The 24,661-nt window shown below is 68.7% G+C and carries 27 protein-coding genes and 1 pseudogene; 10 read left to right on the top strand and 18 right to left on the bottom strand.

Features of this window, described 5'->3' with window-relative positions:
• Window positions 1–44: 44 nt before the first annotated feature.
• The 3 genes from ACP7CK_RS00615 to ACP7CK_RS00605 all read right to left on the bottom strand — a co-directional run bounded on the left by ACP7CK_RS00615 (window position 45) and on the right by ACP7CK_RS00605 (window position 4,100).
• The gene (locus tag ACP7CK_RS00615) at window positions 45–1,751 is read right to left on the bottom strand and encodes a bifunctional protein-serine/threonine kinase/phosphatase (protein WP_426024815.1); all 1,707 of its coding nucleotides are present in this window, start codon (window positions 1,749–1,751) and stop codon (window positions 45–47) included.
• Window positions 1,752–1,816: 65 nt separating this feature from the next.
• Window positions 1,817–3,484 carry a putative bifunctional diguanylate cyclase/phosphodiesterase gene (locus tag ACP7CK_RS00610; RefSeq protein ID WP_035309903.1) on the bottom strand — a complete coding sequence of 556 codons (1,668 nt, stop codon included), beginning with the start codon at window positions 3,482–3,484 and terminating at the stop codon, window positions 1,817–1,819.
• A 13-nt stretch (window positions 3,485–3,497) separates the two neighbouring features.
• Complete coding sequence (locus ACP7CK_RS00605) at window positions 3,498–4,100, bottom strand: GNAT family N-acetyltransferase (RefSeq protein WP_035309900.1); 603 nt, start codon at window positions 4,098–4,100, stop codon at window positions 3,498–3,500.
• A gap of 115 nt (window positions 4,101–4,215) precedes the next feature.
• Between ACP7CK_RS00605 and ACP7CK_RS00600 the strand changes: the two genes are divergently transcribed.
• Window positions 4,216–5,637, top strand: a complete 1,422-nt coding sequence (locus ACP7CK_RS00600) for a DUF1800 domain-containing protein (RefSeq protein WP_426024814.1) — start codon at window positions 4,216–4,218, stop codon at window positions 5,635–5,637.
• Window positions 5,634–6,812, top strand: a complete 1,179-nt coding sequence (locus ACP7CK_RS00595) for a DUF1501 domain-containing protein (RefSeq protein ID WP_426024813.1) — start codon at window positions 5,634–5,636, stop codon at window positions 6,810–6,812. The genes ACP7CK_RS00600 and ACP7CK_RS00595 overlap by 4 nt, the downstream gene beginning before the upstream one ends.
• Before the next feature lie 25 nt (window positions 6,813–6,837).
• On the opposite strand, the gene ACP7CK_RS00590 is transcribed toward ACP7CK_RS00595, so the two are convergent.
• Window positions 6,838–7,032 (bottom strand): hypothetical protein, encoded by a 195-nt coding sequence (locus ACP7CK_RS00590; protein ID WP_008262034.1) that lies wholly within the window; start codon window positions 7,030–7,032, stop codon window positions 6,838–6,840.
• A gap of 237 nt (window positions 7,033–7,269) precedes the next feature.
• Between ACP7CK_RS00590 and ACP7CK_RS00585 the strand changes: the two genes are divergently transcribed.
• Complete coding sequence (locus ACP7CK_RS00585; protein ID WP_008260410.1) at window positions 7,270–7,482, top strand: cold-shock protein; 213 nt, start codon at window positions 7,270–7,272, stop codon at window positions 7,480–7,482.
• 115 nt (window positions 7,483–7,597) lie between these two features.
• Here ACP7CK_RS00585 and ACP7CK_RS00580 read toward each other — a convergent pair whose 3' ends face one another.
• From ACP7CK_RS00580 to ACP7CK_RS00550, 7 genes are all read right to left on the bottom strand, one after another.
• A complete protein-coding gene (locus ACP7CK_RS00580) occupies window positions 7,598–8,059 on the bottom strand; it encodes a hypothetical protein (RefSeq protein WP_426024812.1) in 462 nt (153 codons plus the stop codon).
• A gap of 106 nt (window positions 8,060–8,165) precedes the next feature.
• Window positions 8,166–8,723 carry an NADPH-dependent FMN reductase gene (locus ACP7CK_RS00575; RefSeq protein ID WP_426024811.1) on the bottom strand — a complete coding sequence of 186 codons (558 nt, stop codon included), beginning with the start codon at window positions 8,721–8,723 and terminating at the stop codon, window positions 8,166–8,168.
• 63 nt (window positions 8,724–8,786) lie between these two features.
• Window positions 8,787–10,001 carry a M16 family metallopeptidase gene (locus ACP7CK_RS00570; protein ID WP_426024810.1) on the bottom strand — a complete coding sequence of 405 codons (1,215 nt, stop codon included), beginning with the start codon at window positions 9,999–10,001 and terminating at the stop codon, window positions 8,787–8,789.
• A gap of 50 nt (window positions 10,002–10,051) precedes the next feature.
• Entirely contained in the window at window positions 10,052–10,765 is a 714-nt protein-coding gene (locus ACP7CK_RS00565; RefSeq protein ID WP_426024809.1) for an SURF1 family protein, read from the bottom strand.
• Window positions 10,762–11,220 carry a DUF983 domain-containing protein gene (locus ACP7CK_RS00560; RefSeq protein ID WP_154726536.1) on the bottom strand — a complete coding sequence of 153 codons (459 nt, stop codon included), beginning with the start codon at window positions 11,218–11,220 and terminating at the stop codon, window positions 10,762–10,764. The genes ACP7CK_RS00565 and ACP7CK_RS00560 overlap by 4 nt, the downstream gene beginning before the upstream one ends.
• Complete coding sequence (locus tag ACP7CK_RS00555) at window positions 11,217–12,125, bottom strand: cytochrome c oxidase subunit 3 (protein WP_426024808.1); 909 nt, start codon at window positions 12,123–12,125, stop codon at window positions 11,217–11,219. Before ACP7CK_RS00555 ends, ACP7CK_RS00560 begins: the two co-directional genes overlap by 4 nt.
• 117 nt (window positions 12,126–12,242) lie before the next feature.
• Window positions 12,243–13,148: a LysR family transcriptional regulator gene (locus ACP7CK_RS00550; protein WP_426024807.1), complete on the bottom strand. Its 906-nt coding sequence runs from the start codon at window positions 13,146–13,148 to the stop codon at window positions 12,243–12,245.
• A gap of 96 nt (window positions 13,149–13,244) precedes the next feature.
• Here ACP7CK_RS00550 and ACP7CK_RS00545 point away from each other — a divergent pair, with 96 nt between their 5' ends.
• A complete protein-coding gene (locus tag ACP7CK_RS00545; RefSeq protein WP_426024806.1) occupies window positions 13,245–14,117 on the top strand; it encodes an aldo/keto reductase family oxidoreductase in 873 nt (290 codons plus the stop codon).
• Between the two features lie 13 nt (window positions 14,118–14,130).
• Complete coding sequence (locus ACP7CK_RS00540; RefSeq protein ID WP_426024805.1) at window positions 14,131–14,301, top strand: hypothetical protein; 171 nt, start codon at window positions 14,131–14,133, stop codon at window positions 14,299–14,301.
• On the opposite strand, the pseudogene ACP7CK_RS00535 reads toward ACP7CK_RS00540, so the two are convergent.
• The 6 genes and pseudogenes from ACP7CK_RS00535 to coxB all read right to left on the bottom strand — a co-directional run.
• Window positions 14,259–14,573 (bottom strand): annotated as a pseudogene (locus tag ACP7CK_RS00535) (NUDIX domain-containing protein); the annotation flags it as partial. The gene ACP7CK_RS00540 and the pseudogene ACP7CK_RS00535 sit on opposite strands and share 43 nt — an antisense overlap.
• Before the next feature lie 4 nt (window positions 14,574–14,577).
• The gene (locus ACP7CK_RS00530; protein WP_372705138.1) at window positions 14,578–15,126 is read right to left on the bottom strand and encodes a cytochrome c oxidase assembly protein; all 549 of its coding nucleotides are present in this window, start codon (window positions 15,124–15,126) and stop codon (window positions 14,578–14,580) included.
• The gene (locus tag ACP7CK_RS00525; protein WP_271164431.1) at window positions 15,123–15,293 is read right to left on the bottom strand and encodes a hypothetical protein; all 171 of its coding nucleotides are present in this window, start codon (window positions 15,291–15,293) and stop codon (window positions 15,123–15,125) included. Before ACP7CK_RS00525 ends, ACP7CK_RS00530 begins: the two co-directional genes overlap by 4 nt.
• 3 nt (window positions 15,294–15,296) lie before the next feature.
• Window positions 15,297–16,280, bottom strand: a complete 984-nt coding sequence (cyoE, locus tag ACP7CK_RS00520; RefSeq protein WP_154726537.1) for a heme o synthase — start codon at window positions 16,278–16,280, stop codon at window positions 15,297–15,299.
• Between the two features lie 87 nt (window positions 16,281–16,367).
• Window positions 16,368–18,047: a cytochrome c oxidase subunit I gene (gene ctaD, locus ACP7CK_RS00515; protein ID WP_426024804.1), complete on the bottom strand. Its 1,680-nt coding sequence runs from the start codon at window positions 18,045–18,047 to the stop codon at window positions 16,368–16,370.
• Between the two features lie 15 nt (window positions 18,048–18,062).
• Window positions 18,063–19,109, bottom strand: coding sequence for a cytochrome c oxidase subunit II (gene coxB / locus ACP7CK_RS00510; protein ID WP_426024803.1), 1,047 nt, complete (start codon window positions 19,107–19,109; stop codon window positions 18,063–18,065).
• Window positions 19,110–19,382: 273 nt separating this feature from the next.
• Between coxB and ACP7CK_RS00505 the strand changes: the two genes are divergently transcribed.
• The 5 genes from ACP7CK_RS00505 to ACP7CK_RS00485 all read left to right on the top strand — a co-directional run bounded on the left by ACP7CK_RS00505 (window position 19,383) and on the right by ACP7CK_RS00485 (window position 23,720).
• Window positions 19,383–19,769, top strand: coding sequence for a PadR family transcriptional regulator (locus tag ACP7CK_RS00505; RefSeq protein WP_008261972.1), 387 nt, complete (start codon window positions 19,383–19,385; stop codon window positions 19,767–19,769).
• The gene (locus tag ACP7CK_RS00500; RefSeq protein WP_426024802.1) at window positions 19,766–20,371 is read left to right on the top strand and encodes a DUF1700 domain-containing protein; all 606 of its coding nucleotides are present in this window, start codon (window positions 19,766–19,768) and stop codon (window positions 20,369–20,371) included. Before ACP7CK_RS00505 ends, ACP7CK_RS00500 begins: the two co-directional genes overlap by 4 nt.
• On the top strand, window positions 20,368–21,150 hold the full coding sequence (locus ACP7CK_RS00495; protein WP_372705141.1) for a GIN domain-containing protein: 783 nt from the start codon (window positions 20,368–20,370) through the stop codon (window positions 21,148–21,150). The genes ACP7CK_RS00500 and ACP7CK_RS00495 overlap by 4 nt, the downstream gene beginning before the upstream one ends.
• A gap of 726 nt (window positions 21,151–21,876) precedes the next feature.
• Window positions 21,877–22,875, top strand: coding sequence for a 4-hydroxybenzoate octaprenyltransferase (gene ubiA / locus ACP7CK_RS00490; RefSeq protein ID WP_426024801.1), 999 nt, complete (start codon window positions 21,877–21,879; stop codon window positions 22,873–22,875).
• Between the two features lie 11 nt (window positions 22,876–22,886).
• Window positions 22,887–23,720: a DUF3298 and DUF4163 domain-containing protein gene (locus ACP7CK_RS00485; protein ID WP_426024800.1), complete on the top strand. Its 834-nt coding sequence runs from the start codon at window positions 22,887–22,889 to the stop codon at window positions 23,718–23,720.
• Here the strand turns inward: ACP7CK_RS00485 and ACP7CK_RS00480 are convergent, their stop codons facing one another.
• On the bottom strand, window positions 23,721–24,653 hold the full coding sequence (locus tag ACP7CK_RS00480; protein ID WP_426024799.1) for an alpha/beta fold hydrolase: 933 nt from the start codon (window positions 24,651–24,653) through the stop codon (window positions 23,721–23,723).
• Window positions 24,654–24,661: the final 8 nt, after the last annotated feature.

The following is a 24,661-nucleotide window of genomic DNA, read 5'->3' as shown; positions in this document are numbered from 1 at the left end:
CTGACCCGACGACGATATTGCCGAACGGCGTGTCATAGCCGCGCCTATCGCGTCGCCAGCGACACCATCAGCAGCACGACCAGGACTAGGCACAGCCCCTGCCAGAACCGCACCGGATCGCGCTCGATCAACGACAGGGGGCGGGGCGCGGGCGCGGCGGCGGCGCTGCCCGTCTCCAGCACATGGATCAGCTCCTCCACGTCCTCGAACCGTTCATCCGGATCGACGGAAACGGCGCGCATGACGGCGGCCTCCAGCCAGGCGGGCATGTCGGGCCGGCGTCGTCCGAGCGATACGGGCGCGCGGTCGAAGCGCGGCGCGTCCGATGGATCCACCTCGCCCCACGGATAGGCGCCGGTGAACAGCCGGTACAGGGTCACGCCCAGGGCGAACTGGTCGGTGGCCGCGTTCCCGCTCTCGCCGTCGTACATTTCGGGCGCCTTGTAGCCGGGGGTGCCGGGCGCCTCGGCCTCGGCGAACTCCTCGGCCCGCTTCAGCCGCGCCACGCCCAGATCGACCAGCTTCAGCCCGCCGTTCGTCTCCAGGATCACATTGTCCGGCTTGATGTCGCGGTGCGTCACCCCCGCCCGGTGCAGGGCCGCCACGCCCCGCGCCAGCTTCAGGGCCACGCCGATCCCCTCGGCGATCTCGAACGGCCCGTCCTCGGCCAGCCGCGCGTGCAGGGTCTGGCCCGGATAGAAGGGCTGGACGATATAGAGCCGGCTCTGGCGCCCCGCATCTAGGCTCAGCACCTTGCCGACGAAGGGGCTGTCGATCCGCCGGCCGATGAAGGCCTCGCGCAGGAAGGCGGTCCGCGCCCCCCGCTCCGACACCGCCGCAGGCTTGGGAAACTTCAGCACGACCCTTTCGTCGCTGGATCGGGCGTCGCCGGACCGCGCCAGGAACAGACGCGTATAGCGGCCGTCCGCCACCAGCCGCTCCAGATGGAACCCGTCCACCGTCTCGCCCTGTTTCGGCGGCGGCAGGATGGCCAGGCCCTCGGCCTCGGCGGTGATCGCCTCCCAGTCGGGCGCCCCGATTCCCATGACGTCGATGACCAGGACGGTCGCGTTGTCGCGCGCGCCCGCCTCGGCCACCTCGGCCAGAATGGCCTGGGCGTCGGCGTCGGGCGATCCGCGTCGCGCCAGCAGCCGCGACAGGGCCTCGTCCGTCAGCACCCCGTGAACCCCGTCCGTGGTCAGCAGCAGCCGGTCATGCGGCGCCAGGCCGACATGACGCACGTCCAGCTTGACGTCCGCCTCGATCCCGACGGCGCGGTACAGCACATGGCTCAGCCCCTGCTGCGCCCGGGTGTGATCCTCGGTCAGGCGCGTCAGCACCCCGTCGCGAAAATGATACGCCCGGCTGTCCCCCACATGCAGGGCCACCGCCTCCCGCCCGCGCAGGATCAGGGCGGTGAAGGTGGTCGCCGCCGCCTCCATGGCCGGATCGATCCTGCCCCGCGCATGGAGCCAGCGGTTGAAGCCCCGCAGCGCCTTGACCCCGTTGGCGGCGATGCCGTTCAGCGGGTTCTGGTCCAGATAGCCGTCGATGAAGCTGCGCGTCGTCAGCTCGGCCGCCATCCGTCCGGCCTTCGATCCCGACACCCCGTCGGCGATGACCGCCACGACCCCATGCTCGCGCTGCTCGGCCGCCGTGCCCAGATGCACCCCACCGAAATCCTGATTGTCCGCCTTCGGCCCCTGCGCAGTGGCGAAACCGGCGGCGATCTCCAGTCTGGCGTCGGTCACGATCCCCTCCCCGAGCCGCCATCCTAGGCACAAGGCCTAGGCGGGCGAAACTTGGAAAGTGAAATCTACGCCGACCGCTGCTTCAGCGGCGCCGTGCCGTCGGCCAGGCTCTCGGCCAGATAGACCTCCGCCTCCTGGGCCGGGAGCGCCGGCGCATAGCCGAAGCCCTGGCCGTAGTGGCACTGGGCCTCCAGCAGCAGGGCGGCCAGTTCGCCGTTCTCCACCCCTTCGGCGACGACCTCCAGCGACAGGTCGCGGCCCAGGTTGACCACCGACTTGACGATCTTGGCCGAGCCCTCGTCCTTGTTCATCGTCAGGACGAAATAGCGGTCGATCTTCAGCGTATCGAACGGCAGGCGCGCCAGATACGACAGCGACGAAAAGCCGGTCCCGAAATCGTCCAGCGCCAGCGACGCCCCGACATCCTTCAGCGACTGCAACACCTCGGCGGCGTGCGCGGTGTCGCGCATGATGTCGCCCTCGGTCACTTCCAGCTTCAGCGCCCCCTTGGGCAGGCCGCTTTCCTTGATGATCCGGGCCACGTCCTCGCACAGGTGCGGGCGTTCGATCTCGCCGACCGACAGGTTGACGCTGCAGAACAGCTTGCCGGCCAGGGGGTGGCGCTGGATCCATTCGGCCAGTTGCCGCGCCGACTGGGTCATCATCAGCAGGCCCAGGTCGTTCATCATGCCCAGGTCGGCGGTCAGGCCCAGGAATTCGTCCGGCGGGACCAGGCCGCGCTTGGGGTGACGCCAGCGCGCCAGGGCTTCGAAGCCCGCCACCGCTCCGGTCTTCAGGTTCACGATGGGCTGGAAGAAGGGCACGATCTCGCCGCGCACGAAGGCGTTCCGCAGATCCGCCTCCAGCGCCAGACGGCTCAGACTGTCGCTCTCCAGCGCCCGGCCATAGGCGGCCGATCCGCCGCGCCCGGCGCCCTTGGCCGATTCGACCGCCAGTTCGACCCGGCGCAACAGTTCCGAGGCGTCCGGCGCGTCCGGCCCGCCCTCGACCACCACGGCCCCGATGGAGACGGTCGGATAGATGTCGAAGCCCGCGACCCGCAGCGGCTGCTCCAGCGCCTCGCGCAGGCGAAAGCTGGCGTGTGAGGCGGTCTTCTGCACGATGACGGCGAACTCGTCCTCGCCGATCCGCGCAGGCGAGGCCTCCTTGGAGAAGGCGGCCGCCAGGCGCGACCCCAGGGCCGACAGCACCAGATCCGTCCGTTCGTGGCCCAGGGCCTCGTTCAGCCGCCTCAGACGGTCGACGTCGCCGACCACGATCTCGTATTCGCCGGCCTGGGTCAGGACCTCGCCGACCCGCGTGATGAAGGCCCGGCGATCCAGCAGGCCGGTCAGCGCATCCCGGTCCGACCCGGCGAACTTGGTCTCCAGCGCCACCACCCCGGCGGCGCGCAGCCCGTCCTCCAGCCAGACCCCGCGCCACATGCAGGTGTCGGATCCGCGCATGCGCAGGCGCACGGCGACCTCGGTCCCCTCGTCCTGGGGCTTCAGCATCTTCTCGGCCAGCGACCGGTCCTGCGGCAGGGTCGAGGCGACGAAGCCGGCGCCCGAGCATTCCGGCGCCAGCGGCCCCAGGCCCAGGACGCGCGTCGCGCCGGTGAACCGCAGTTGATCCTGCGACGGCGTCCAGACCCACAGGGCCGTATCGGCGGCCGCCAGCGCCTCGATGGCGCTCGTGGCGTCCCAGGCCAGGGATCGGGGTCGCGCGGTCAAAGCTGTCGCCCTCTCAAGACGGCGTCCGGCCGCCGCGATCGATCTCGTCCTCGACGAGGCCGAACAGCAGATGATCTGCCCACTCGCCGTTAATTTTCAAATAAGCCCGCGCCAGACCCTCGTTCTGGAAGCCGGATTTCTCTAGCACCCGGCGCGAGGCCTGGTTGGTCGGCAGGCAGGCCGCCTCCAGCCGGTGCAGTTTCAGCCGGTCGAAGGCGTAGCCGACCACCGCCCGCATCGCCGCCGTCGCATAGCCGCGCCCGGCGTAGGGCTGGCCGATCCAGTAGCCCAGGGTGCCGGTCTCGGCGACGCCGCGGCGCACGTTCGACAGGGTGACGGCGCCCGCCAGGGTCTTGCCGCCGTCGACGAAGATGAAAAACGGCCAGGCGTTGCCCAGCTCCATCTCCCGCGCATAGATCGACAGCCGACGCCGGAACGCGCCCTTGCTCAGATCGTCGTCCGGCCAGGCCGGCTCCCACGGTTGAAGATAGTCGCGCGACCCGTCGCGCAGGGCGGACCAGGCTGCATAATCGGACGCCCGCGGCGGCCTCAACAGCACGCCGTCGCCCCGGACCACGGGTCCGGCTACATCGCTCATCCAGTCCAGGAGGGCCATCGAAACACAACCTAGCGCGCCGCCGCCCGCTTGGCGACAGATGCACGCGAATCTGATCCGCGACGGAGTTTTGTTTCCGAGGCGTTACACTCAGACCGACGATCAGGAGCCCTTCATGGCCGCATCTTCGACCGACGCCGCCATCGCCGTGACCCGACTGGGCCTCGGCGCCCGCCCCGGCGAGATCGCGCGCGTCGCGGCCGATCCGCGCGCCTGGGCCCTGGCCCAGATCCGCTCCGAAGGCGCGCCTCAACCGGCCGGCCCCTTCGCTGATTCCGGCCAGCGGATGGCGGCTTTCCTCGACTATCAGGGCGATCGGGGCCAGCGGGCCGGCGCATCTGCGGACGCCGAGGCGGTGCGGACAGCGCGCCAGGCGGCCCGTCGCGCGCTCGCCGACGACACCGCCCAGGCCTTTCTGACGCGCGCCCGGCTGGGCGCCGCGACGGCTGACGGATTCGCCGAGCGGTGGGCCCTGTTCTGGGCCAACGCCCTGACCGTGTCGGCGGTCAAGTTCGACAGCGGCGCCTTCATCGACCTTTATGAGCGCGAGGCCGTCCGACCGAACGTCTTCGGCCGGTTCGAGGATCTGGTGGTCGCCGCCGAACAGCATCCGGCCATGCTTCTGTACCTCGACCAGGCGCGTTCGACCGGGCCGGACAGCCCGGCGGGGACGCGACGCAAGGTCGGACTGAACGAGAATCTGGCCCGCGAGATGCTGGAGCTTCACACCGTGGGCGCCGACGCCGGCTATACCCAGGCCGACGTCACAGAACTGGCCCGCGCCCTGACCGGCTGGTCGATCCCCCGGCCCCAGGATCGCCAGGCCGCGCCCGGCCGGGACCGCGCGCGCCGGGCGGCCCAGGCGGTTGAACCCGGCCCGAACGGCTTCGTCTTCCGCGCCAATATTCATGAGCCCGGCCCCCGCACCGTGATGGGCCGGACCTATGCGCAGAGAGGCGCGGCCCAGGGCGAGGCCATCCTGCGGGACCTGGCCCGGCATCCGGCCACGGCCCGGCGTCTGTCGCGACGGATCGCGGCCCATTTCGTCGCGGACACGCCGCCTGAACCCCTCGTGGCGCGGCTGGAGCAGGCCTGGCGCCGGTCCGACGGCGACCTGGCCCAGGTCGCGCGCGCCCTGGTCGAGGCCCCCGAGACCTGGACGCCCCAGCCGACCAAGATCAAGACGCCCTACGAGTTCATCGTCTCGACCCATCGGGCCCTGGACGTCCCGCCCCAGCGAATCCAGCCCCTGCGTCAGGCCCTGATTGAAATGGGCCAGCCCCCCTTCGCCGCGCCTTCGCCCGAGGGCTGGCCCGACACGGCGGCCGACTGGGCCGGTCCCGACGCCCTGGTCAAGCGCCTGAACTGGGCGCGGACCGCCGCCGAAACCGCCCGGACCGCCGACATCGCCGCCGCGGCGCGCGACGCCCTGGGCGACCGGCTGTCCGAACGCACCCGCCTCGCCGTCGCCCGCGCCGAAAGCCGGACCGAGGCCCTCACCCTTCTCCTGATGTCGCCGGAGTTCCAGCGCCGATGACCCGTCTCACCCTCGACCGCCGCGCCCTGCTGGGCGCCGCGACCGCCGGCATGGGCCTGGCCTTCGCCGGACGTGTCGCCGCCCAGACCGATGCCTCCCGCCCCAAACTGGTGGTGGTCATCGCCCGGGGCGCCATGGACGGGCTGTCCGTGACCATTCCCTACGCCGACCCCGACTATGTCCCCTTGCGCGGCGGCCTGGCGCTGGCGGCGCCGGGCGAACCGAACGGGGCGTTGGATCTCGCCGAGGGGTTCGGCCTGCACCCCGCCCTCGCCGGGCTGCACCGGCTGCACGATCAGGGCCAGATGCGGTTCGCCCCCGCCGTGGCCCTGCCGGTGCGGATCCGCTCGCATTTCGAGGCCCAGGACGTCCTGGAGAACGGCGGCGAGGCGCTGCGCCAACGCGAGGACGGCTGGCTGAACCGCGCCATCGTCGCGGCGGGCGGCGCGCGGCTGCAGGGCCTGTCGATCGGCGCCCAGACGCCCTTGATCCTGCGCGGCGACGCCCCGGTCTCCAGCTGGGCGCCGGGCGGCCGCGTCACGGGCGAGGACCGGATCGCCGCCCTGCTGCAGGACCTCTATGTCGACGATCCGATGCTGGGCCAGAACCTGGCGCGCGGTCTGGCGACCGAGGCCCTGGTCGCCGACGGTTCGGGCCAGACCGTCCGCCGCAACGACGTGGAGGCCCTGGGTCGCGCCGTCGCCAGGTTGATGACGGGGGCCGAGGGGGCCGATATCGTCGCCGTCTCCCTGGACGGCTGGGACACCCACGCGGGTCAGCGCGGCCAGCTCCAGACGCGGCTGACCGGTCTGGATCAGTTGATTTCAGGCTTGAAGGACGGGCTGGCCGACCAGTGGTCCCGCACCGTCGTGGTGGTCGCCACCGAGTTCGGCCGCACCGCCCGCGCCAACGGCACCCAGGGCACCGACCACGGCACGGGCTCGTCCCTGCTGCTGGCGGGGGGCGGTCTCAAGCCCGGCGGCCTGATCGGCGACTGGCCGACCCTGGCGGACAATCGCCTGTTCGAAGGGCGCGACCTGGCCCCGACCCTGGACATCAGATCCGTGTTCAAGGGCGTGTTGCGCGATCATATGGGCCTTGATCGCGCGGCCTTGGACACCCGCGTCTTCCCCGACAGCGCGGCCGAGGCGCCGACCCTGGCCGGCCTGGTCTGATCTCCAGGCCGGGCCAAGGGCCGTATCAGGCGACTTCGGTCTCGACCGGGATCTTGCAGATGCGGTTCAGATCGGCGCGGATCGAGCTGCCCTGGAAATGGGACATCTCGGCGCCGGAATAGCCTTCGGCCGACAGGGCCTTGACGACGTCGCCGGTGTTCAGACAGTCAGGAGTGCGGGCGAGCTGGTAGGCGCGCTCCACAACGTGGATGCGGTTCATGGTAGAGCCTTTGCGTGTACCAATCTAACGCGCTCCAAGCTGGACCGTTCCACCGACTGTAAAATCCTTGTTGCGGCCGCGCTTGCATTTGTCACGAAGACCTGAGTACATAGACTTCGTCGATCTCTCTGCGTAACGCCCACTCTCTCTGCGAACGCACGAGTCAAGGCCGCTCCCATTCAGACCCGACAGGCCGAAGGGGCGTTCCCTCGGTCAACTTCTAACGGAGGTCTCAAAATGGCTACCGGCACTGTCAAATGGTTCAACCCGACCAAGGGTTACGGCTTCATCCAACCCGACGACGGCGGCAAGGACGTCTTCGTCCACATCTCCGCCGTTGAAGGCGCTGGCCTGCGCGGCCTGGATGAAAACCAGAAGGTTTCCTACGAGCTGGAACGCGACAAGCGTTCGGGCAAGGAATCCGCTGGCCAGCTGCAAACCATCGGCTGATTTCAGCTTCACGGCTGATATGGCGACGGCGGCTCCGAAAGGAGCCGCCGTTTTCAATTGGGGCGTCGATTGATGCCGAACGAAAATGTATCGGGCGGCCGGATCACGAAAGTGGCTACCAGGCCTTGGCGAGACCAGAAGTTTCAGGTCCGCCATACTCCCAGACGAACCCCCTCGCGCCCACCGTGCAGCAAGCCGTTTCCGCGTCTCGGGCAAGGGCGCGAAGAAGATCAGACCGGCGGGCCTTCGTCTTTGCGAACATGCCGACGTCAAGGCCGATAACGATACGCCAACGATCATCTGGAGCGCGATCATTCGGCTCGACCGTTTCAACCTCGGGGCTCGTCACGAAAGAGGCGACGATGGTCTTGCCCTCATCAATGACGGCAGCCTCTGAGTGCCACCCGTGGTCTTCAGGCCATGCTTCCTCGAAGTTCCAGCCCGATTGGGCGAGAAGTGGCCTCACCTTTCTTTGAAGGTCAGCGCCGATAAGACCGTTAAGCGAAGCCGCCACGTCCTCCGGGGCGTCACGAAGGTTGGGCAGCGCAAACACCGCCGTCCAAGTCACCAGGCCCATATCCACTCCCCCTGAGTTGAGACGGTCCTACCTGGACGGGTTTAAAGAAGCCTGTACGGGAAGTCCGAAGAAGGACCAGGTCACGAGCGCCTCTCGATTGGCAGCCTCACCCCTTCGTCTTCTCGATCCACCCCGCGAACGCATCGAGGAACCCCTTCAGGAACTCCCGCGTCCCCTCGTTCTTCAGTGTCCCATCCTCTTCGTTCAGCAGACCGGCGACATTGCCGATATAGGCTTCCGGCTGCTGCATGGTGGGCATGTTCAGGAAGACCAGGGGCTGGCGCAGGTGGTGGTTGGCGCCGAAGGCGGCCAGGGCGCCGGGCGAGACGCTGACGATGGCGGCGGGCTTGGCCGCCCAGACGCTTTGGCCGTAGGGGCGCGAGCCGATGTCCAGGGCGTTCTTCAGGGCGCCGGGGATGGAGCGATTGTATTCCGGCGTCACGAACAGCACGGCCTGGGTCGTCGCCAACTCCTCGCGGAACCGCGACCAGGCCGCCGGCGGCGTCTCCGTATCCAGGTCGGGATTATACAGCGGCAGGTCGCCGATCTCGATCAGGTCCAGCTCCAGCTCGGGCGCGGCCAGGGCCTTCATCTCAAGGCCGATGGCGCGGGAATAGGAGCCCTCGCGCAGGCTGCCGACGATCAGGGCGACGCGGACGGACATGGAGGCGCTCCGGGTTTGGATGTTTCAAGCGTCAGCATAACAGATGCCGAGGGTGGATGTTCCCTACCCCCCGAACAGGGCCGCCGCGAACGCCTCCCCCGCCGGCGCCGCCGACTTCGGCCCCAGGACGGCGCTGGCCGCCTGTCCCCCCGCCAGCATCCGACCGCCGACCGCCCGCACGGCCTCGACCGTCTGGGCCTCCAGCTGTTCGGTCATGGAGAGGCTGGACCGGGGCGCGCCGAAGATCAGGGTCTGGGCCGCGTTGCGTCCCGCCCGACTCATCGGGTTCTCGTCCGACATCCACAGACCGGCCTTCATCACCGCCTTGGCCCGCGACAGTTCCTTTTCGGTCGGCCCGGTCTCGGCCAGGGCCCGCACCTCGCCCGCCGCCACCTGGGCCAGCTCTTTCGCCCGATCGGCCGCCGCCCCGGCGTAAATGCCCAGCACCCCGGTGTCCTCGTAAGGCTCCTGATAGGCGTCGATGGCGTAGGCCAGGCCCCGCTCCTCGCGCGCGCTCTGGAACAGGCGCGAGGCCATGCCCCCGCCCAGGATCTCGCCGAACAGGCGCATCGACGACAGGGCCGGGTCGGTCGCCGACAGCGCCGGCAGCTGGAACACCAGATTGGCCTGTTCGATCTTGCGCGTCAGGGTCGCATGCCCGCCGACGAAGGCCGCCGGCGCCGGCGCCGGAACCGGGGTCGCGACCGCGTCGCCGAACCAGCGCTCGGCCAGGGCCAGCAGCTCGCCCTCCTCCACCGCGCCGGACGCCGACACCACCATCCGGTCGGGCGAATAGAGCCGCGCGCGCCAGGCCTCGACCGTCGCCTTGTCCGCCGGCTTCAGGCTGTCGACCGAGCCCAGGATCGGCCGCCCCAGCGGCTGGCCGGCGAAGGCCCGCGTCTGGACCATCTCGAACACATGGTCGTCGGGCGTGTCGAAGGCCTCGGCGATCTCCTGGGCCACCACGTCCTTTTCGCGCTCGATCTCGGCGGGGTCGAGGGCAGGCCGGAACACCAGGTCCGACAGCACCTGCATGTTCAGCGCCAGGGTGCCCTCCAGCCCCCGCACCTCGAAACTGGTCCGCTCATAGCCGGTGGAGGCGTTGATCGTGCCGCCCTCGGCCTCGATCCGCTCGACGATCTCGCGCGCGGCCATGTCGCCGGCGCCCTTGAACACCAGATGCTCCAGCAGGTGCGACCAGCCGGAGCGATCCTCCGGCTCCCACCGGGCCCCGCCCTTGACGGTGACGACGACGGCCAGGGTCTTCAGGCCGGGCATGGGGTCGCAGATGACGCGGACGCCGTTGGACAGGGTGTGCAGGGTGGCGGTCAGGGGGTGTCTTTCTTCAGGCGTCTTCGAAGCAGGGCCACATAGAAGCCCGCCAGCACAATCGCCAGCCCGAACCAGGTCAGGGCGTAACCGAAATGATTGTTGGAAAAGGCCGCCGGCGGGGCGGACGGCTTCAGGGCGCCGAACTCGGGATTGGTCGGGCTGACGGCGAACACCGCCTCGGGCCGCACCGGGCCCTGGACCCCCAGGGCCTTGGCCATGGCCGCCGTGTCGCGGCCATAGAAGCGGCCGTTCGTCGGGGACGGCGTCATGCCGCCCGGCGGATCGAAGCGGCGGAACTCGCCGATCAGCACCAGCGGCAGGGTGGACTCCGCCACGCGCGGCCGGCCTGAAATCTCGTCGGCGACGAAGCCCCGGTCGATCAGCAGGCTGAAATCCGCATCGACGGGCCGGCAGGCCGAGATCAGCCGCACCCCCGCCACGCCGTCATGGATGGACTGCAGTTCGACATAGGGCGCGGTCGCCAGACCCGGACAGACGATCAACGCCTTGCGGAACTCCAGATCGCCCCCGTCCGGATCGGCCGCCAGCACCTGATCCAGCGGCGCGGGCGGTTTCGCCGCCGCCGCCTCGGACGCCGCGATCAGCCCCTCTTTCCACTTCAGCCGCTCGACCTGCCACAGGCCCAGCCCGATCAGCAGGACCAGGGCTGCGACCGTCAGCAGGGTCAATATCCAGGGAAACCGCCTCATATATCCTCCCCCGTGGAGCGAAGCGGATCGGGGGAGGGGGACCGCGCAGCGGTGGAGGGGGCGCTTTGGTTCCTGTACTGCAAACCGATCATCAGCCCGCGCCCCGGCCGCATCAGCGCCAGCGACAGGGCCACCACCAACGGCAACCAGACGATCAGGTGCAGCCACATGGGCGGATGGAATTTGATCTCGACCACCAGGGCCGAAAACCCGACCAGAAAGCCCGCGATCTGCATGATGAAACTGGCCGGCCCGTCGCCGGTCTGGATGGTGGCGTAGTCCAGCCCACAGGCCTCGCATCCCGCCCGCACCTTCAGGAAGCCGGCGAACAGACGCCCCTGGCCGCAGCGCGGGCACCGCCCCTTCAGTCCCGCCCGCACGGCGGAAACGGCGACGGCGGGAGACGATCCCTCGTCCCCCGCCGTCTCGATCTTGTCGGTGGTGTCCGGGATCAACCGAAGACGACGTAGACGAAGGCGAACAGGAACAGCCAGACCACGTCCACGAAATGCCAGTACCAGGCGGCCGCCTCGAAGCCGAAATGCTTCTGCGGGGTGAAATCGCCGGCCAGCAGACGGATCAGGCAGACCGCCAGGAAGATGGTGCCGATCAGGACGTGGAAGCCGTGGAAGCCGGTCGCCATGAAGAAGATCGACCCATACAGGCCCGAGTTGGCGGCTTCCTCGTTGAAGAACAGGTGCTCGTGCAGGATGTGATTGTATTCATAGGCCTGAACGCTGGTGAAGAAGACGCCTAGGAGCACGGTGATGACCAGGGCCAGCTTGGCGCCGCTGCGGTCGCCGACCTGGATCGCATGGTGGGCCCAGGTGACGGTGCAGCCGCTCAGCAGCAGGGTCACGGTGTTCAGCAGCGGCAGCTGCCAGGGCGACAGGACCTCGACCCCCTTGGGCGGCCAGGTGGACCAGGCCTTGGCCGTGTCCGCCCAGGTCCCGACTTCCGGCGTCAGCGCCCGCGATTCATGGAACAGGGCCATGTCGAAGAACATCCAGAAGAAGGCGACGAAGAACATCACCTCCGAGGCGATGAACAGGATCATGCCGTAGCGCAGGCCGATCGAGACGACCGGCGTATGGTCGCCCGCCTTGGATTCCTTGATCACGTCCGACCACCAGCCGATGGCCGACAGCAGCACCCCCGCCAAACCGGCGAAGAAGACGCCCGGCTTGCCTTCGGCCAGGAAGTTGGCGGCGATCGGCCCGTTCTCGGCCGGCGCCAGCCCCTTCATCCAGATCACGGCGCCGATGAACATGATGGTCGCCGCAATGGACGACAGCAGCGGCCACGGACTGGGCGGCACGAGGTGATAGTCGTGGTGCGGAGCGGCGTGCGCGTCGGCCATGCGTTTCATCTCTATATTGGGCTGGCGATGAACTCGCCTTATCCCCCAGCTATAACCGCCGCTTTTGCGTCGCGCCAGTGCGCCGCCGCCTTTCGGCCTTGATCGGAAACCATCCGGTCAATCTGTCGTGTTGGCCCGCACATAGTCCACGAACGCCCGCAGCGGCGGCGGGGTCAGCCGACGACCCGAATAATAGAGGAAAGGCCCCGAGAACGGCTGATGCCAATCGACCAGAACCGGCTCTAGCATGCCGCTGTCGATCAGGGGCTTCAGCCAATCCTCGAACAGGAAGATCACCCCGCCGCCCGCTGCGGCCGTATCGATCGCCAGATCCGCCGCGCCGTTGACGCTGAACACCAGCGGTCCCTTGGGATCGACCATCACCACCTCGCCGGCGCGCTCGAACTCCCACGGCGGAACCGCTCCGCTGGGGAACCGCCCTCGCAGACAGTCATGGTCCAGCAGATCGCGCGGGTGTTCGGGCCGCCCCCGCCGGTTCCAGTAGGTCGGCGCCGCGACACAGGCGAACCTCTGCTGGCGCGGGCCGATGGGCACGGCGATCATGTCCTGCTCCAGCCGCTCCTCGTAGCGGATGCCCGCGTCACACCCGGCCGCCAGCACGTCGACGAAACTCTCCTCCACGGTCAGATCCAGCCGGATGTCCGGATAGGCGGCCAGGAAGCCCGGCACGATGGCGGGCAGGACCAGCCGCGCCGCACTGGCCGGCACGTTCAGCCGCAGGGTTCCCGCCGGTCGGTCGCGCAGATCGCCGACTCCCTCCAGCGCCGCCTCCACCTCGGTCAGGGCCGGGGTCAGCCGATCAAGCAGTCTCTGCCCCGCCTCGGTCGGCGCCACGCTGCGCGTGGTCCGGTGCAGCAGTCGCACGCCCAGCCGCTCCTCCAGCCGCCGAACCGCCTCGCTCAGACTGGAGGCGCTGGTCCCGCCTAGCCGCGCGCCCTCGCGGAATCCGCCGGCGCGGGCCACCGCCATGAAGGCGTTCAGATCGCTGAGGTCCGGCTTCATTGTTCGTCTTTCCGCACAACCTGTCCGAACTTTGCCCGATTATCGCGCAGCCGCCCAGCGCCTAGATCGGCGTCGTCCCTCGAACGGAGCACGACCATGACCACCGACACCTTCATCGCCCACACCTTCACTCTCGGCGACCGCGTCGTGAACCGCCTCGGCTATGGCGCCATGCAGCTGGCCGGTCCCGGCGTCTTCGGCCCGCCCAGGGATCATGACGCCGCCCTGGCCGTGCTTCGCGAAGCCGTGGCCCTGGGCGTGAACCACATCGACACCAGCGACTTCTACGGCCCCCACGTCACCAACCGGCTGATCCGCGAGGCCCTGTCCCCCTATCCCGACGACCTGACCCTGGTGACCAAGATCGGAGCCCGGCGCGGACCGGACGGCGCCTGGCTGCCGGCCTTCTCGCCTCAGGATCTGATCGCGGCCGTCCACGACAATCTGCGCAACCTGGGCCGCGAGACGATGGACGTCGTCAATCTGCGCGTCATGTTCGACGTTCACGGCCCGGCCGAAGGCGCGATCGCCCCAATGCTGGAACCCCTGGCCGAACTTCAGCAGCAGGGCCTGGTGCGTCACGTGGGCCTCAGCAACGTCACCGCCGCCCAGGTCGCCGAGGGCCGCGCCATCTGCCCCATCGTCTGCGTCCAGAACCAGTACAACCTGGCCCACCGCAACGACGACGCCCTGATCGACGATCTGGCGCGCGACGGGATCGCCTATGTGCCCTTCTTCCCCCTGGGTGGCTTCAGCCCGCTTCAGTCCACCGCCCTGTCGGACGTGGCGGCGCGTGTGGAGGCCACGCCGATGCAGGTCGCCCTGGCCTGGCTGCTGCGCCGCTCGCCCAACATCCTGCTGATCCCCGGCACCTCTTCTGTCGCCCATCTGCGAGAGAACCTGGCCGCCGGCGCCCTGGTCCTGCCGGACGACGCCCTGGCCGATCTGGAGGGAATCGCCGGTCGCTGACCGAGGCCCCGACGTGCGGCAGAGGCGCCGCTTCGGGCACACCCGCGCCTTCAGGGCCTCAAAGGCCGTCTTCGAGAACACCGACAAGGGTTGCGGCGGATCGGTCGGATCGAACCAGCCGATCTCCGACAGCTTGTCCGGCTCGGTCAGCTGCGGCTCGCCGGAGAAGTCCCGCGTCACATAGATCAGCGACACCCAGTGCTGGCCGTCCGCCGGAATGATCTCTTCCGACAGGCACAGGAACTCGACCGCGCCGATCGTCAGGCCGCTCTCCTCTTCGGCCTCGCGACGCGCGGCCTCGGCGGAGATTTCCATGTGATCGACCTTGCCGCCGACGATATTCCAGTGTCCCGCCTCGGGCGCCTTCAGCCGCTTGCACAGCAGCACCCGCCCGTCGGCGCCCTGGATCACCAGCCCGCAACCGACGCCCGGAAAGTCCACACCCGGTCGGGCCATGGACTCAGGCGTTCGGCCCCGTCGGCGCATCGACCGACGGATAGAAGGTGTAGCTCAGGGTGATCTCGCGCGCGCCCCTGGCTTCGCGATCCGTGGCCAGTTCGGGGGCGATGAAATACTGGACCGGGAATTGGCGCGTCTCGCCCGCCGCCAGGGTCTGATCCGAGAAGCAGAAGCACTGCAGCTTCTGGAAATAGGGGCCGGTGTATTCAGGCACGACATTGTACCCGGCCCGCACCTGGATCGGCTGGTCCGAGGTGTTGGTGACATCGAAATAGGCCAGGCCCGTCTCGCCGATCCGCACCCTTTGGGTCGTCTGTTCGGCGCGGAAGGTCATGGGCAGGCCGCGCACGTTTGTGTCGAACCGCACCAGCACCGTCTGGTCCAGCACCGTGTCCGGCGCCTTTTCGGCGCGGCGCACCGTGCCGTCGAAGCCCGTGACCTGGCAGAACATCCGGTACAGGGGCACAGCCGCGAAGGCCGCGCCCGTCATCCCCATCACGCCCAGGACGCAGACGATGGCGATCAGGTTCTTGCGGCCGGGATTGTTCATCGCGGCGCCCCCGTCGCCTCTTGCAACAGGGCGCGCTCGGCCGCCTGGTTCTGTTGCAGGCGCAGGACCGTGGTGGTGAAGACCAGGACGATGAAGGCCACCAGGGCCGCCGCGATCCAGACATTGCGGCGCTTGCGGGCGCGCAGTTCCTCAGGGCTCAGACGCATGGCTCAGGCTCCCAGGCCCGCCACCGCCTCGACCAGGAAGGCCGAGAACAGGGCGACCAGATACAGGATCGAAAAGGCGAACAGGTCACGCGCCGGTTTGGCCTGGACCTTCACATCATACAATGCGGCCTCGCGTCCCACGGTGTCGGCCTTGTCCGGCTCGTCGCCGGCGCGCGAGCGGTACAGCCGCCAGGCCAGGCCCAGGAAGCCCAGGCCGCCGGCGACCGACACTACGGCGTAGATCATCCCGCCCATGCCCACCAGGGCCGGGGCTACGGCCGAGGCCACGAAGACCAGCGAATAGATCAGAATCTGCAGCCGGGTGGACCTGGCCCCCCGCGCCACCGGCATCATCGGTATGCCCGCCTTGGCGTAGTCGCCGGCCGAATACAGGGCCAAAGCCCAGGAGTGCGGCGGGGTCCACAGGAAGATGATCAGGAACAGCAGCCAGGCCTGCCACGGCGCCTGGCCCGTCGCCGCCGCCCAGCCGATCACCGGCGGAAAGGCGCCCGCCGCCCCGCCGATGACGATGTTCTGCGGCGTCCTGCGCTTCAGCAACAGGGTGTAGAAGCCGGCGTAATAGACGATGGTCAGGGCCAGCAGACCGGCCGCGAACCAGTTGGTGTTCATCCCCAGCAGCATGACCGAGAACAGGCTGAGGATGACGCCATAGGCCATGGCGTCATTCTTTCTGACCCGCCCCGCCGCAACCGGCCGACCGCGCGTGCGCCGCATCAGGGCGTCGGTCTCGCCCTCCAGCGCCATGTTCAGCGACCCGGCGGCGCCCGCGCCCACGGCGATGCACAGGATGGCGATGGCGGCGACCAGCGGGTTCATCGACCCCGGCGCCATGACCAGTCCGGTCGCGGCAGTGAAGACCACCACCGACATGACGCGCGGCTTCAGCAGCTGGAAGAAGTCTTCCGGCTGGGCGGTCGAGAGCGCGGGGCGGGTCTGGACGTCCTGGGTCATGGGTTCGGGTGTCATGGGTGAGGGCCGCATAGCATACCCCAAAGCAGAAGGCCGCCCCTTCCGTGGAAAGAGCGGCCCGCCGTTCGGGATGTCAGCCCGGGATCAGTGCTCGGCGCCCTTGACCACCGGCAGTTCGTTGAACTGGTGGGTCGGCGGCGGCGAGGACAGGGTCCATTCCAGGGTCGTGGCGCCCTCGCCCCACGGATTGGCGACGCCCGGCCGGCGGCGAATGGCGGCCTCGGCCAGCATGACCAGGAAGACCAGCACCCCCACGGCCGTGATCGCGTAACCGATCGACGAGATCTGGTTCCACAGGGTGAAGGCGTCCGGGTAGTCGATATAGCGGCGCGGCATCCCCTGCAGGCCCAGGAAATGCTGCGGGAAGAACACCAGGTTCACGCCCACGAACATGATCCAGAAATGGGTCGCGCCCAGGAACTCGTTGTACTTCACCCCGAACATCTTCTCGAACCAGTAGTAGAAGCCCGCGAAGATGGCGAAGACGGCGCCCAGCGACAGCACATAGTGGAAGTGGGCCACCACGTAATAGGTGTCGTGCAGGCTGTAATCGATGCCGGCGTTCGACAGGACCACGCCGGTCACCCCGCCGACGGTGAACAGGAAGATGAAGCCGATGGCCCACAGCATGGGCGTCTTGAAGCTGATGGACCCGCCCCACATGGTGGCGATCCAGCTGAAGATCTTCACCCCGGTCGGCACGGCGATGATCATCGTCGCGGCGATGAAATAGGCGCGCAGGTTCACGCTCATTCCGACCGTGTACATGTGGTGCGCCCAGACGACGAAGCCGACGAAGCCGATGGCCACCATGGCGTAGGCCATGGCCAGGTATCCGAACACCGGCTTGCGGCTGAAGGTCGAGACGATGTGGCTGATGATGCCGAAGCCCGGCAGGATCAGGATGTAGACCTCCGGGTGGCCGAAGAACCAGAACAGGTGCTGGTACATGATCGGGTCGCCGCCGCCAGCCGGGTCGAAGAAGTGGGTGCCGAAGTTGCGGTCGGTCAGCAGCATGGTGATGGCGCCGGCCAGGACGGGCAGCGACAGCAGCAGCAGGAAGGCGGTGATCAGCACCGACCAGGCGAACAGCGGCATCCGGTGCAGGGTCATGCCCGGCGCGCGCATGTTCAGGATGGTGGTGATGAAGTTGATCGCGCCCAGGATGGAGCTGGCGCCCGCGACGTGCAGGGCGAAGATGGCCAGGTCGAAGGCCGGGCCGACGTGGCCCACCGTCGACAGGGGCGGATAGGCCGTCCAGCCCCCGCCGAAGCCCTTGCCCGGCCCGCCGTCGACGAACATCGACAGGATCAACAGGCACCAGGCGGCGACCAGCAGCCAGAAGGAGATGTTGTTCATGCGCGGGAAGGCCATGTCCGGCGCCCCGATCATGATCGGCACGAACCAGTTGCCGAAGCCGCCGATCATGGCGGGCATGACCATGAAGAAGATCATGATCAGGGCGTGGGCGGTGACCACCGCATTATAGCCGTGCTTGGACTGCTCCACGAGACCCAGAAGCTGGATCGACGAGCCTTCCCTGAAGATCTGGATTCCCGGCTCGGCCAGCTCCCAGCGGATCAGGCCCGACAGCGCCCCGCCCACGATTCCCGCCATGATGGCGAACATCAGATACAGGGTGCCGATGTCCTTGTGATTGGTGGACAGGAACCAGCGCGTGAAGAAGCCCACCTTGTGATCGTCGTGGTGGTGGGCGTCGTGGGCGGGAAGGACGTCGCGGGTCGAAACGGTTGCGTCAGCCATGGAACTGCTCGCCTCTTACTGGGCGGCCGGCGCGGCGGGGGCCGCGGCGGGAGCGGGTTGAACGGTCGGCGCGGTCGGCGTCGTCGCCGTCTGGGCGGTGGGTATGCCGGTCTGGGCGCCGGCTTCGGGGCCGGTCGTCGCCGTCCCGACCACGGGGGCGCCGGTCGTGCCGGCCTCGACCTGGGCGGCGGTTCCGCCCGGCGCGGCCTCGGCCGTCTTCGGCGTCATGGAGCCGCCCTTGGAGGCGATCCAGCGTTCGAACTCGGCCTGGGTCACGACATTGATCTGGATCGGCATGAAGGCGTGATCGACGCCGCACAGTTCCGAGCACTGGCCGTAGAAGACGCCGGTGCGCTCGGCCTTGAACCAGGTCTCGTTGACCCGGCCGGGCACGGCGTCGGTCTTCAGGCCGAAGGCCGGCAGGGCCACGGCGTGGATGACGTCGGACGCCGTGATCAGCAGACGCACCGTCTTGCCGACCGGCACCACCATCGGCTCGTCCGCCGCCAGGCGATAGACGGCGTGCGACAGGCCGCGCTCGGCCAGTTCGCCTTCCGGCACCATGTTGGAGATGTATTCGGCCACGCCCTGGTCGGGATATTCATAGGCCCAGTTCCACTGGTTGCCCGTGACCTTCACCGTCAAATCCGGTTCCGGCATGTCGTGATAGGCGAACAGCAGGCGGAAGGAGAACAGCGAAATCCCCACCAGGATCACCACCGGCAGAACGGTCCAGATGATCTCGACCGTGGTGTTGTGGCTCCAGCGCGCGGGCGTCGGATTGGATCTCTTGTTGTAGCGGAACACGATCCAGGCCAGCAGGCCCAGCACCAGCAGGGTGATGCCGGTGATGACGGGCATCAGGACGATGTCATGGAACCAGATGGCGTCGTGCTTCAGCGGCGCGGCGGCCGGCTGAAGATCGATGCCGCCCGGCGTCGGCTGGCCCATCAGATCCTGCGCCCACGTCGGCGCGGCGGAGAACAGTGCGATCCCGACGGCTGTCGTCGCCGCCGTCGCTCCTGCCTTCGCTCTTCCCAGGGCTCGCGTCCCCATTCCCATACGAAGTCCCCACAATATCGTTTTTCAGCAGAGACTTGAGAACGAATCTCAAGTCTTCGCGCGGGCATGTTCTCCACCCGTCACTTCCTTGAGTCCCTATCGGATCGCCCTTCGCTTGCCAAGCGATCCCCGCTCCATCCGCCGCAAACTCGCCCCAAACCCGTCCGCCTCCTCATCGAACCCCGTTGGATTAAACCTTCGTCATGTTTAAACAGGTACCTTGTGTCGCAAGGTACCTTGTCGTACTCAATCTCCGTCAAAGGAGACATTGAGGTGACCGAAACCATCGAGATACAGCTGAAGAAGGGGGTTCTGGGACTTTGCGTCCTGGCGCTTCTGAACCGGGCCGACAGCTACGCCTACGAGATCGCCAGCCGCCTGTCGGACGCGATCGATATGGGGGAAGGCACCATCTACCCCCTGATGCGGCGGATGCAGTCGGACGGACAGGTCGAGACCTATCTGGTCGAATCTTCGTCCGGCCCGTCCCGCAAATACTATCGCCTGACCGACGCCGGACGGACGGCCCTCGCCGCCCAGACCGCCGAATGGTCGGCCTTCACCCAGGCCGTCGACGCCGTCTTGGCCAGCGACGCGAACACGATCCAGGCTTCGGCGCCCCAGGCGGCCGAGGCTCAACCGGAGGAAACGGAACAATGACGCGTGCGGAATTCATCGCCCGTCTCAGAAGCGGACTGGTCGGATTGCCGACCGCCACGGCGGCCGACATCGTCGCCGACTATGAGACCCATTTCGCCGACGGTCTGGCCGCCGGCCGCACCGAGGCCGAGGTGGCCGCCGCCCTGGGCGATCCGGGCCGGCTGGCCCGCGAACTGAAGGCCGAGGCCGGGATCCAGCGCTGGCGCCAGGAGAAGAACCCCTCCGCCGCCGCGGCCGCCGTCTTCGCCGTCCTGGGCCTGGGGGCAGTCGACATCCTGATCCTCCTGCCCATTCTGATGGGCGTGGTCGGGACCCTCTTCGGCTTCTTCATCGCCGCCATCGCCCTGTTCATCTCGGGCGGCGGCGTCATGGTGGCCGGTCCGTTCGCCGGCTTCCCCGGCGGCCCGTTCGCGGCGGTCCTGATGGGTCTGGGCCTGATGGCCGGGGCCGTCTTCATCGGCGCCCTTCTGACCATCGTCACCATCTGGCTGGTCAACGGGATCGTCTGGTTCGCCCGCCTGCACTACCGGCTGCTCAAGCCGGCGCTCGAACCCCAAACTGAAACCCAATCTGACGTCTCGAGCACGGGAGGCTCGCTATGATCCGCACACTGTTCATCATCGCCGGCGCCGCCCTGGTGCTCTGCATGGTCACCCTGGGCGGCGCCATCGCCCTCGGCGGCCACGACCTGCAACGCCACGGCTGGGCCTGGACCATCAAGGACCGGGACGGCGAGTCGATCCGCTTCGAACGGGTCAGGGGCGGCGGGACCGACGATCTCGGCCCCTTCACCACCCGCACCCTGGCCTGGACCGGCGGCGAGGCCCTGACCATCGATTCCAGCATCGACGTCGAATACGTCCAGGGGCCGGCCAACACCGTGGTCATCACCGGGCCCAAGGGGCTGACCGACCGCGTCACCCTGACGGATGGCCGCCTGTCCATGGGCGACGGCGACGAACGGATCGTGTTCGGCTGGGACAACGGAAACTTCTCCGCCCGGTCGGAACGCGACGAACTGCGCGTCGTCGTCACGGCGCCCAATGTCCGCCGCTTCGCCTCCAACGGCTCGGGCGACCTGGACATCAGCGGCTATGACCAGCCCTCGATGGCCCTGTCGATCTCGGGTTCGGCCGATGTCACCGCCTCGGGCCGCACCGACGCCCTGGACCTCGACATCGCCGGCTCGGGCGACGCCGATCTTCGGGCTCTGGACGCCAAGGACGCCAAGGTCGACATCGCCGGCTCCGGCGACGCCGACATCGCCCCCACCGGCGACGTCCAGGTCAGCATCGCGGGCTCCGGCGACGTCAGCCTGGCGACCCGCCCCGCCAAGCTGACCAGCGAAATCGCCGGCTCCGGCGACGTCTACCAGAACTGAAAGGACCAGCCCCTCCCTCGCTTGCGGGGGAGGGTCTGCGACTGCATGAACGTGGTGCGGGGCTGAACCTTACAGGCCCCCTCCGTCTCGCCGGCTTCGCCGGCGATCCACCTCCCCCAAGGGGGAGGAATGCGAGCACCGAAATCCTCCCCCCCTTGGGGGAGGTGGCGCGGCGCAGAGCGCCGTGACGGAGGGGGCCCGAACGGCGCCAACTGTCACAATGACGCTGGTCTCACCCCAGCAATTCCAACCCCTTGTCAGATTCTCGCCCCGACTTCCCCGCCAGGGTTTCCCCGCCCCCTATAATCACGCCCGGTCTCGTCGCTTGGAGGGCTCGCTTGGCCTGCGACCTTGCGGCGGCGAGAGCGGATGGAACGGGAGCGGGGGTGCAACTCCTCCGCGCCGGCGGCGTCTCAAAACGCCGTCGGAGGGTCGAGGGGGATACTCGATCGCACTCGGGACGGTTCTTCGCAGGGACCGCCGACCCGTCGCAGGCTTATGGGGTTAGGCGATAAGACCGCCACCGCTCGGCGCCCCGAGCTTGCAGGCCAACCATTCGCGCGGGGCGTCAAACCTTCGTCGAAACGGTATTTCTAGATCAAACTCCGGGCGAAGGCCCGGCGCCCCGCCCAGCCCTCCGCTTCCAAAGGGCCTCCAACTCCGCCGAAGGGACGGAGCGTTTCGTCACGCCTTCACCCTGCCCTTCATTCCCGCTAAGCCATGCCCATGACCTCCGCCCCTCTTCCCGACGCCGGCGCCAACTGGGTGGATCGCCATGCGCCGCAGCGGCTGAAGCCCTGGCTGAAGCTGGGCCGGTTCGACCGGCCCATCGGCATCTGGCTGCTGCTCCTGCCCGGCTGGCAGGGCGTCACCCTCGCCCTGGCCCAGTATCGGCAGGCGCCCGGCCTCTATGACCTGTGGCTGTTCGTCGGTTTCGGGATCGGCGCCTGTCTGATGCGCGCCGCCGGTTGCGCCTTCAACGACATCGTCGATCGCGACTTCGACGCCCAGGTCGCCCGCACCGCCCTACGCCCCATCCCCGCCGGCCTGATCAGCGTCAAACAGGCCTGGGCCTTCGTGATCGGCTGCAGCCTGATCAGCCTGCTGATCCTGCTGACCCTGCCCGTCGTCGCCATTGCCCTCGGCGTCGGCTCCCTGGCCCTGGTCGCCGCCTATCCTTTCATGAAGCGGATCACCTGGTGGCCCCAGGCCTGGCTGGGCCTGACCTTCAACTGGGGCGCCCTGATGGGGTTTGCGGCGGCGGTCCCGCTGGTCGCCGGAACTCTGAGCCCCGCCTTCCTCGCCTATCCGACAGGCATCGGCGGCGTCGCAATTCACGTCACCGGCTGGGCGCCCGCCATCCTCCTCTACCTCGGCGGCGTCTTCTGGACCCTGGGCTACGACACCATCTACGCCCTGCAAGACATCGAGGACGACGCCATGGTCGGCGTCAAATCCTCCGCTCGCCGCCTGGCCTCGGCCGTGCGTCCCGGCGTGGCCGTCTTCTATCTCATCAGCCTGGTCCTGGCCGTCCTGGCCGGTCTGTCAGCCGGACTCGGCCCCCTGTTCTGGCTGGGTCTGGCCGCCTACGCCGCCCACCTGGCCCGCCAGGTCGTCCGCCTCGACCGCACCGACGGCGCCCTGGCGCTGAACCTGTTCAAGTCCAATCGCGAGGCCGGCTTCATCCTGCTGGCCGCCCTCGCCCTCGGATCCATCGGCCTGTGAAGGAGTCTCCCATGAACCGTTCCGTTCGCATCCTGCTGCTGTCCGTCGCCGTCGCGGCCACCGTCGCCGCCTGCCAAAGGCGCGACGACAAGGTCGAGGCCCCGGCCCCCGCCCCGGCCGCGCCCGCCCCCGTCAACCCGGCCGCAGCCGGCGCGCCGATGAGTTTCGACTCCAAGACCCAGTACGCCACGGTCAAACTGACCCTGCCGGACGCGATCAAGTCCAAGCCCGACCTGCACGCCCCCCTCTACGCCGCCGCCGTGCGCGACCTGCGCCAGTTCTCCGAAGGCGCCCAGGCCGACCTGTCCGAGGCCGGCGGCGGCCCCGGCGGCTACGAGAAGACCATCGCCTTCGACCCCGGCGCCGAGACCGGCAAGCTGTTCAGCCTGGCCCGCACCGATTTCGAGTTCACCGGCGGCGCCCACCCCAACACCAGCTTCTCGGCCGTGCTGTGGGACAAGGCGATGAAGAAGCGGCTGGGCTTCGCCGACCTGTTCCGCCCGGGCGCCGATCTGGCGGGCCTGGACAAGGCCCTGTGCGACGCCGCCAACGCCGCCAAACAGGCCCGCTCGCCGGGGTCGGAGACCGCGACCCTGGGCGGCAAGATGTGGACCTGCCCCAAGGCCGTCGCCACCCCCTTCGTCCTGACGCCGGGCACGACGCCGGGCAAGGCGGGCGGGATCACCTTCCTGCTGGGCGCCTATCAGATCGGCCCCTATTCGGACGGCCCCTACCAGATCGCCCTGCCCCAGTCGGTCTTCCGCTCCCTGCTGAGCCCCGCCTACGCCGACGAGTTCGCCGGCGCGCCGGTCAAGGCGGGGGACGTGACGCCGAAGAACGGCTGATCAGTCGGCCAGGAACTGATCCACCAGTTCGGCGAACCGCTGGGGCTGGTCGGCCATGATGAAATGCCGGCTGCCGTCGACGCGGATCAGCTTGACGCCGGGCAGGGCCGCATATTCGTGACCCCAGGCCTGATCCGCCTGGGCGGCGGGCGCCCCGCCGTCGGCGTCCGAGGCGTAGAGGGCGGTCACCGGCACGCTCAGGCTCGCAAGACCTGGCCGCGCATCCGTCAGCAGAACGTCCCGCATGGCCGCCGCCATGGCCTTGCGGTCCGACCCGGTCGTCCAGTCGACCAGCCTGACCCGCAATGCCGCGTCCCGCGTCATGCCCTGGGCGCTGCCGACCTGGGCGGCGCGGAACGACTCGTCCGAGAGGGCCAGAAGGGTCTGCGCCGTCTGTTCCGCCGCCGGCCTCATGGCCTCGACCGTCACCTGCGGCCCCCGCAGCGCGCCGAAGAAGGGCAAACTGTCCACGCTCATCAACCGGCCGACAGCCTCAGGATGCTGCTGGGCCAGCACCAGTCCCGCCAGGGCGCCCATCGAATGACCGATCACCGCCGGCCGCTCCAACCCTTGGCTGCGGATGTAGCGGTCCAGTTCGTCGACCACCGGCTGGACGAAGGGGCCGTCGCCATGACTCCAGGCCTCGCCGGCGAAGCCCGCCAGCTGCACCAGATGGACCCGGTGCGTCGCCTTCAGCCGATCCGCCGTGGCGCGCCACACCTCCCGCGAACAGCCGAAGCCGGGGATCAGGATCACATCGGGGCCGGCTCCCACCACCTCCACGGACAGGCGGTCCGAGACGAAGGCGGACGCCTGGGCGCTTGGCTGGGCGAAGGCGGCGGTGACGCCGACCACCAACGACGGGGTGCAGACCGCCAGACCGAACAGTGCGGCGCGCAGGCGCGGGCGCGCCTTGAAGAAGGCGTTGAACATCGGATGTC

This window comes from Brevundimonas sp. TSRC1-1 (assembly GCF_049898245.1).
In the GTDB taxonomy this organism is placed as follows: Bacteria; Pseudomonadota; Alphaproteobacteria; order Caulobacterales; family Caulobacteraceae; genus Brevundimonas; species Brevundimonas mediterranea_A.
Note: the sequence above shows the minus strand (reverse complement) of the source record. Positions and strands in the feature narration are given on the sequence as shown.